A 7,691-nucleotide genomic window follows, 5' to 3' on the forward strand; every position below is an offset into this window, starting at 1 on the left:
GGGGTGCGCAGGTTGGCAAGCTGTGGCCGAAAAGGCTGTTGTTTAATATTGCCGATTGTTAATGATATTATAATATTATAAATAGGAGCAAGAAGTGGGGGAGCGCGCTGGGAGGTCGTGCCGTTTGCAACTTTGGCGACGGTTTTTGTCTGACTAGATTCCCCACCCACGCAAGCAATTAGCAGGCAAGCATTTGGCAGGCAACCAGCTCACCAATTATGATTTCCGCACCGCGGGGCAGGCGCGAACGCATCATGGCCACGTCATGCGCGATCTCGGGCTCAAGATAATCAACGGTATCTACCCGGAGAATAGCATTCTGCCGGGTGATGCGGAATTGCTGGAACGATTCGGGGTGTCGCGAACGGTATTGCGCGAGGCTTTGAAGACGCTCGCTGCCAAGGGGCTTATTCAGCCGAAAGCCAAGATCGGTACGCGCGTACTCGAGCGTTCGCACTGGAACCTGTTCGATCCGGACATACTGGTCTGGCATTTCGAGGCAGGTGCGAGCGCCCATTTCCTGTCGAGCATCGTCGAGATGCGGCTGGCTCTTGAGCCTGAAGCGGCGGGCCTTGCCGCATTGCGGCGTACGGATGCCCAGCTTGAAACTCTGTTCCATTGGGTCGAGAAGATGGGAAACGCACGCGAATCGGCAGCAGATTTCGTCTTCAGCGATCTGCAGTTTCACATCGGAATTGCTGAGGCTTCCGGCAATCCATTCATGCGTTCGATCAGCGCGCTGATCGAAGTGGCATTGGTGACAACCTTCACCATCAGTTCGCCCATACCCAACTCTGAAAGCCATGTGCGCTCGGTTGCACGCCACGCCGCAATTGCCGAAGCGATCAAGGCCCGCAACGTCGAGGCTGCCAAGCAAGCCATGCGCGTCGTTATCGAGGAAGGCGCCGAGCGGGTCCTGACCGCAGGACGAACCACAGCTACAGCGTAGCGATCGTTACCTTCGCGGGCTTCTCGATCTTCAGCGGATTGCGCAAGGGCAAGCCAAATGCCGGCGCTTCGATCTCGAAGATATCGCCGTTCTCGGCCTTGATGCCATCGGCAAAGGAAAGCGTTGCCGTTCCAAACATGTGCACGTGGATATCCCCGGGCTGGCGGAACACTGCATATTTGAAATGGTGATGCTCGAGATTGGCAATGGTGTGGGACATATTGTCTTCACCCGAAAGGAAAGGCTTTTCCCACAAGATCTTGTTTTTACGCAAGATACGCGAAGCACCACGGACATCGGAAGGCAAATCGCCGAGAATGAGCTCGGGACCTAGCGAGCAAGGCCGCAGCTTGGAGTGGGCAAGGTAGAGATAGTTCACACGCTCCATGACATGGTCGGAGAATTCATTGGCAAGTGCAAAGCCGATGCGGAAAGGCGACCCATCGGGACCAATAACGTAGATACCGGCTATTTCCGGCTCTTCGCCTGCATCATCTGCAAAAGCTGGCGAGACGAGGGGTTGGCCGGGACCGGTCAGCATCGAACCATTGCCTTTGTAGAACCATTCCGGCTGAACGCCGGTGGCACCCTTTTTGGGTTTGCCGTTTTCGAGACCCATGCGGAACATCTTCATCGAATCGGTGAGTTTTTCTTCCTCGGCCTCGCCAACTTTGCGATGCATCGCGTCGCGCGTCGCGGCCGATCCGAGATGGGTGAGGCCGGTACCGGTCAGGTGGATATGGGCAGAATCGTGCGTGTCGATCGGAGGAAGCAAGCGGCCTTCCGCATAGGCGGCTGCAATGTCGATCCTCTTGCCAAGCCCGCGTTTTTCCACAATCTCGGCTATGCCTGCTTTCGCATCGATCGCTGCATGCGCGAGTTCCAGAACGGAACGCGTGCGCTTGACATGACGGAATTCCTCACCGACACGTGCGGCGACCTGCCGCTTTCCATTGGCATTCGTCAACTGGACCAGATTCAAGGTTTCCTCCCGATATATCAGATTTGGTGGCGTGGTTATAAGCTGGCCATACGGTATCGTCCAGCAGCTCTTTTCAAAAAATATTATAATAGTATTATATGGTTCGAAGGGTTTTTCGCAACTCTGTGAAAGTCCTATTCCAAAAGTCATACTTTTGCGATAGATGTTGGGAAGACCCTGCTCTGGGAGGACTGGTCCGGGCTGAAAAGTTCGGTCGAGGTCGCCCAGACGTATCGGGCATGATTATGAAAACCGGGAGGATACACGTGAAAATACTCAATCTGTTTGCCGCGGGATTGATCGCACTTGGTGCGATGGGGTCGCAAGGCTACGCCCAGGATAAGGGCTCTGTCGGCATCGCGATGCCGACCAAATCCTCGGCACGCTGGATTGCCGACGGCGACAACATGGTGAAGGCGCTGAAAGAACGCGGCTACACCACCGATCTGCAATATGCGGAAGACGATATTCCAAACCAGCTGGCGCAGATCGAGAACATGGTCACCAAGGGCGTCAAGGTCCTCGTTATCGCAGCGATCGACGGCACTACGCTTTCGAACGTTTTGCAGCAGGCGCACGATGCCGGTATCAAGGTTATTTCCTATGACCGCCTCATCCGTGACACGCCGAATGTAGACTATTACACCACTTTCGACAATTTCCAGGTTGGTGTTCTGCAGGCCAGCTCGCTGGTCAAGGCGCTTGGCCTTCCGGAGGCAAAGGGTCCGTTCAACATCGAATTGTTCGGTGGTTCGCCCGACGATAACAACGCCTTCTTCTTCTATAATGGCGCGATGTCTGTCCTGCAGCCTCTGATTGACAGCGGCAAGCTCGTCGTCCAGTCCGGCCAGATGGGCATGGATAAGGTCGGTACGCTGCGTTGGGATGGTGCCGTTGCGCAGGCGCGCATGGATAACCTCCTGTCAGCCTACTACACCGACAAGAAGGTCAATGCCGTTCTGTCGCCTTATGATGGTCTGTCTATCGGTATCCTTTCGTCACTGCGCGGCGTCGGCTACGGTACCGCGGACCAGCCATTCCCGTTCGTTTCCGGACAGGATGCGGAAATACCATCGGTCAAGTCGATCATCGCTGGTGAGCAGTATTCCACGATCTACAAGGATACGCGTGAGCTGGCCAAGGTGACGTCCGATCTCATCGACAAGGTTCTCAAGGGCGAGGAGCCGGAAGTCAACGACACCAAGACCTATAATAACGGTGTCAAGGTGGTTCCGTCCTACCTGCTGAAGCCGGTCGAAGTCGACAAGACCAACTGGAAAGAAATTCTGATTGGCGGCGGCTATTATACGGAAGACCAGATCAAGTAGGTCTTTTCATCTATGACGAACCCTGTGCTTGCCGCACAGGGTTCGTTGCCATGTCGGCTCTCCGGATGATGTTTTCGGTGGCGCAAGGACGCAGAGCCCAATATAAATTACAGAAGGAAACGACGCCGCAACAGGCAACCTGCTGCAGAAGCGTCGGTGAGGATATCGATGGAAACCATCCTCGAAATGCGCAACATCACCAAAGTTTTCCCTGGGGTGAAAGCGCTCAACAATGTCAATCTCGATGTGCGTAAAGGCGAAATTCATGCTTTGGTAGGCGAGAATGGCGCCGGCAAATCAACCTTGATGAAGGTGCTGAGCGGCGTCTATCCGCATGGCAGTTACGAAGGTGAAATTTTTTACAACGGCCAGGAGCAGCACTTCCGCGGCATCAGCGATAGTGAAAAGCAGGGCATCATCATCATTCACCAGGAGCTGGCGCTGGTTCCGCTCCTGTCGATTGCCGAGAACATATTCCTTGGCAACGAACCGGCGAAATTCGGTATCATCGATTGGCATATTGCGGAAAACCGCACGCGCGAACTCCTCGCCAAGGTCGGCCTGAAGGAAGATCCACTGACATTGATCACCAATCTCGGCGTCGGCAAGCAGCAGTTGGTGGAGATTGCCAAGGCGCTGTCGAAAGATGTCGAGTTGCTCATCCTCGACGAGCCGACGGCCAGCCTTAACGAGAATGACAGCGACGCGTTGCTGGCGCTGCTTCTGGAGTTCAAGGCGCACGGTATTTCCTCCATCCTGATTTCACACAAGCTGAACGAAGTCGGCAAGGTTGCCGACCGCATCACGGTGCTGCGTGATGGCGCGACCATCGAGACTCTCGACAAGCATGATATCTCTGAAGACCGAATCGTTACGTCGATGGTCGGACGTCAGCTGGCTGACCGCTTCCCACAGCGCGAACCCGATATTGGCGAGGTGGTATTCGAGGTGAAGAACTGGGTCGTTCATCACCATATCCACAGCGAGCGCACCGTTATCAACGGTATTAATCTCAATGTGCGAAAGGGCGAAGTCGTCGGCATTGCCGGGCTGATGGGCGCTGGCCGCACCGAATTCGCCATGAGCGTGTTTGGCAAGGCCTATGGGCGGAACATCAGTGGCGAGGTCTTCATCAACGGCAGACAGGCCGACGTCTCGACGATCGGCAAGGCCATCGACAACGGGATCGCCTACGTCACCGAGGACCGCAAGACCTATGGCCTCAACCTGATCGACCACATCAAGCACAATGCCACGATCGCCAATCTCGAGGGCGTTTCCCATAACGGCGTGCTGGATGACATGGCCGAACTGAAAGTGGCGAATGAATATCGCCGCAAGACCAATATCCGTTCCTCAAGCATCTACCAGAAGACCGGCAATCTCTCTGGCGGCAACCAGCAGAAAGTCGTTCTCTCGAAATGGTTGTTCGCCAACCCGGACCTTCTGATACTTGACGAACCCACGCGCGGCATCGATGTCGGCGCGAAATATGAAATCTATACGATCATCAATCAACTGGTAAGCGAAGGCAAAAGCGTGCTGATGATCTCGTCGGAAATGCCAGAGCTGCTCGGCGTCTGCGACCGGATCTACGTGATGAACCAGGGCAGGCTCGTCGGCGAAATGCCGGCCAGCGAAGCCAGCCAGGAAAAAATCATGCGCGCCATCATTCGTGCTGAAGGGAAAGCATCATGACCGTCGAAACTGCAGCAACCCAAGGTAAAAAAGACTTCAAGACGGAGGGTTCCGCGCTGAAAGGCAATTACCGGGAATATGGCCTGGTGCTGGCCTTGATCCTCATCATGCTCTTCTTCCAGTACACAACGAGCGGCGTTCTCTTCAAGCCGGTCAATCTGACCAACCTCGTGCTGCAGAACAGTTACATTATCATCATGGCACTCGGCATGCTTCTGGTGATCGTGGCCGGACACATCGACCTTTCGGTGGGTTCGGTATCGGGGTTTATTGGCGGCCTTGCCGCAGTGATGATGGTCCGCTGGCAAATACACTACATTCCGGCGACGATCCTGTGTCTTGTCATGGGTGGCGCAATCGGAGCCGCGCAAGGGTATTGGATAGCCTATCACAAGATCCCATCCTTCATTGTCACACTGGCCGGCATGCTGGTCTTTCGCGGCCTCGCCCTCTGGCTGCTGGGGGGCCAGTCCGTTGGCCCGTTCCCGCCGCAGTTCCAGCTCCTGAGTTCCGGTTTCATTCCCGACTTTTTCGGCTATCCCGGATTCAACGTCACCTCCATGCTTGTCGGCATTATTCTTGTGGCGCTGATGATCTATTTCAGTGTGCGCGGACGGGCCAAGCGCGAGAAGCATGGTTATCAGGGCGAACCCTTCACCCTCTTCGTTGCCAAGAACCTGATCATTGCCGGGATCGTGCTGTTTCTCACCTATCTGCTTTCTTCCTATAAGGGGTTGCCGAACGTCCTGATCGTCATGTCGCTCTTGATTGCGCTGTTCGTCTTCGTGACCAAGCGCATGACCGTCGGCCGCCGCATCTACGCCATGGGCGGCAATGAAAAGGCGGCAAAGCTCTCCGGTATCAAGACCGAACGACTGACATTCCTGACCTTTGTGAACATGGGTGTACTCGCCGCTCTTGCCGGGCTGATCTTTGCAGCACGTCTCAATACGGCGACGCCAAAGGCGGGTCTTGGCTTCGAGCTCGACGTGATTGCTGCGGTCTTCATCGGCGGCGCGTCGGCCATGGGTGGTGTCGGTCAGGTCATGGGTGCGGTGATCGGCGCCTTCATCATGGGTGTGATGAACAATGGCATGTCGATCATGGGCGTCAACATCGACTGGCAGCAGGTGATCAAGGGTCTCGTTCTGCTCGCTGCGGTTATCTTCGACGTCTACAACAAGAACAAGGCTTGAAGCCTGTCTCGTGAAGTCTGATGCATGACGTTGGTGCGTGTTGCGGCAAACAAACCTACCACGAGGAACGTCATGGCTCAAAAGCCTCAACAGCCGATGTTGGGGGCTTTTGGCTCCCTGAAGAGTCAAGTTTCCCTAGGGTGAGCTTGTCGAGCCATGCACCATTTGGTCGAAGAAAGGCCCGACAAATTACCCGAACGCGGACCGCGTTTCCGTTTTGACTCTCTATCGGCGTAATGCATGAATGCGGCCCGACGATCGCGCCAGGGACGGGAAAGCCCATGAAAACATTCTGTGCGGATGAGCAAGAGCGCCATAATCCGAAAGGCTTCCTGTCGAGTGGCGTGCCGAGGCCCAATCCGGAAAAGCCGGAGCGGATCGAGCGGCTTCTCGGGGGTGCCCGGGCGGCGGGCAGTTCTATCCATCGCCCCGCCAATCACGGGCTCGGCCCGATTGCCGCCATTCATACGCCCGAATATCTGGAATTCCTGCAGACTATCCATGGGCGCTGGCAACTGATTCCCGGGGCCTCCGAAGAAGTGGTTCCCAATATCCATCCAATCGGCCGCGCGGGCAGCTATCCGGCTTCCGCCGTGGGGCAGGCGGGTTATCACATGGCCGATACCGCGTGTCCCATTTCGGCGGAAACCTGGGAAAGCGCCTGCTGGAGCGCCTGGGCTGCGGTCGAAGCGACCGAAGCGGTCATGTCCGGCGAACCGGCCGCCTATGCGCTGTGCCGGCCGCCTGGCCACCACGCCTTCGCCGATGTCGCCGGCGGCTTTTGCTTTATCAACAATGCAGCGGTCGCAGCGCAAAGACTGCGCAGGAATGCCGCCCGCGTCGCCATCCTCGACGTCGATCTGCATCATGGCAATGGCACACAAGGCATCTTCTATGCACGCTCCGACGTGCTGACCGTTTCGATCCACGCCAATCCGGTGCGGTTCTATCCGTTCTTCTGGGGCTATGCCGACGAGCGCGGCGAGGGCGCCGGCCTCGGCTACAATCACAATCTGCCGCTGGTGCGCAAATCCGGCGACGAGGTATTCCTGGAAGCACTTGCTGCCGCGAGAAGCCGCATCGAAGCCTTCGCGCCGGAAGCATTGGTCGTGGCGCTGGGGCTCGATGCTTTCGAGGGCGATCCGTTTGGTGAGCTCTCCGTTTCTACGCCAGGTTTTGCCCGCATTGCCGAAGCCATCGCGAAATTGCGCCTTCCAACTGTCATTGTGCAGGAGGGCGGCTATCTTTGCGACGCGCTCGGCGACAATCTTGCGGCGTTTCTCACCGGCTTCGGCGCTGCGATCTGATTTTTCTTTTTCGCTGACAAAAGGTCTGTTGGCGTAGAAAATCCCCGGAACCGGGCGCCTTGCCGCCTCATCCTTAAGGTTTATCCCCAGGTTGGTTTGCTGGATTTGGAAAGTTTGGATTTTTTATGATTTGGAGTGTTGACAGGTTTGTTGGGTGGGGTCTATATACCGGCACAACGAGGGCGGGGCGCCGCTGGCGGTTGCCGAATGCGCCCTATAGTCTGGTTGACT

General features: G+C 56.2%; 6 protein-coding genes. 5 read left to right on the forward strand and 1 reads right to left on the reverse strand.

From position 1 onward, the window contains the following. Window positions 1-193: 193 nt before the first annotated feature. On the forward strand, window positions 194-949 hold the full coding sequence (locus J2X72_RS24510) for a FadR/GntR family transcriptional regulator (protein ID WP_310076258.1): 756 nt from the start codon (window positions 194-196) through the stop codon (window positions 947-949). On the opposite strand, the gene araD1 is transcribed toward J2X72_RS24510, so the two are convergent. Further along, window positions 939-1,931, reverse strand: coding sequence for an AraD1 family protein (araD1, locus tag J2X72_RS24515; protein ID WP_310076260.1), 993 nt, complete (start codon window positions 1,929-1,931; stop codon window positions 939-941). The genes J2X72_RS24510 and araD1 overlap by 11 nt on opposite strands. Before the next feature lie 314 nt (window positions 1,932-2,245). Between araD1 and chvE the strand changes: the two genes are divergently transcribed. From chvE to J2X72_RS24535, 4 genes are all read left to right on the forward strand, one after another. Then, window positions 2,246-3,259: a multiple monosaccharide ABC transporter substrate-binding protein gene (gene chvE, locus J2X72_RS24520; protein ID WP_210005795.1), complete on the forward strand. Its 1,014-nt coding sequence runs from the start codon at window positions 2,246-2,248 to the stop codon at window positions 3,257-3,259. 168 nt (window positions 3,260-3,427) lie between these two features. Next, window positions 3,428-4,957 (forward strand): multiple monosaccharide ABC transporter ATP-binding protein, encoded by a 1,530-nt coding sequence (gene mmsA / locus J2X72_RS24525; RefSeq protein ID WP_310076262.1) that lies wholly within the window; start codon window positions 3,428-3,430, stop codon window positions 4,955-4,957. After that, on the forward strand, window positions 4,954-6,153 hold the full coding sequence (mmsB, locus tag J2X72_RS24530) for a multiple monosaccharide ABC transporter permease (protein WP_210005785.1): 1,200 nt from the start codon (window positions 4,954-4,956) through the stop codon (window positions 6,151-6,153). The genes mmsA and mmsB overlap by 4 nt, the downstream gene beginning before the upstream one ends. Before the next feature lie 281 nt (window positions 6,154-6,434). Then, window positions 6,435-7,460: a histone deacetylase family protein gene (locus J2X72_RS24535; RefSeq protein WP_310076264.1), complete on the forward strand. Its 1,026-nt coding sequence runs from the start codon at window positions 6,435-6,437 to the stop codon at window positions 7,458-7,460. Window positions 7,461-7,691: the final 231 nt, after the last annotated feature.

Source organism: Phyllobacterium sp. 1468 (genome assembly GCF_031455525.1).
Classification (GTDB): Bacteria; Pseudomonadota; Alphaproteobacteria; order Rhizobiales; family Rhizobiaceae; genus Phyllobacterium.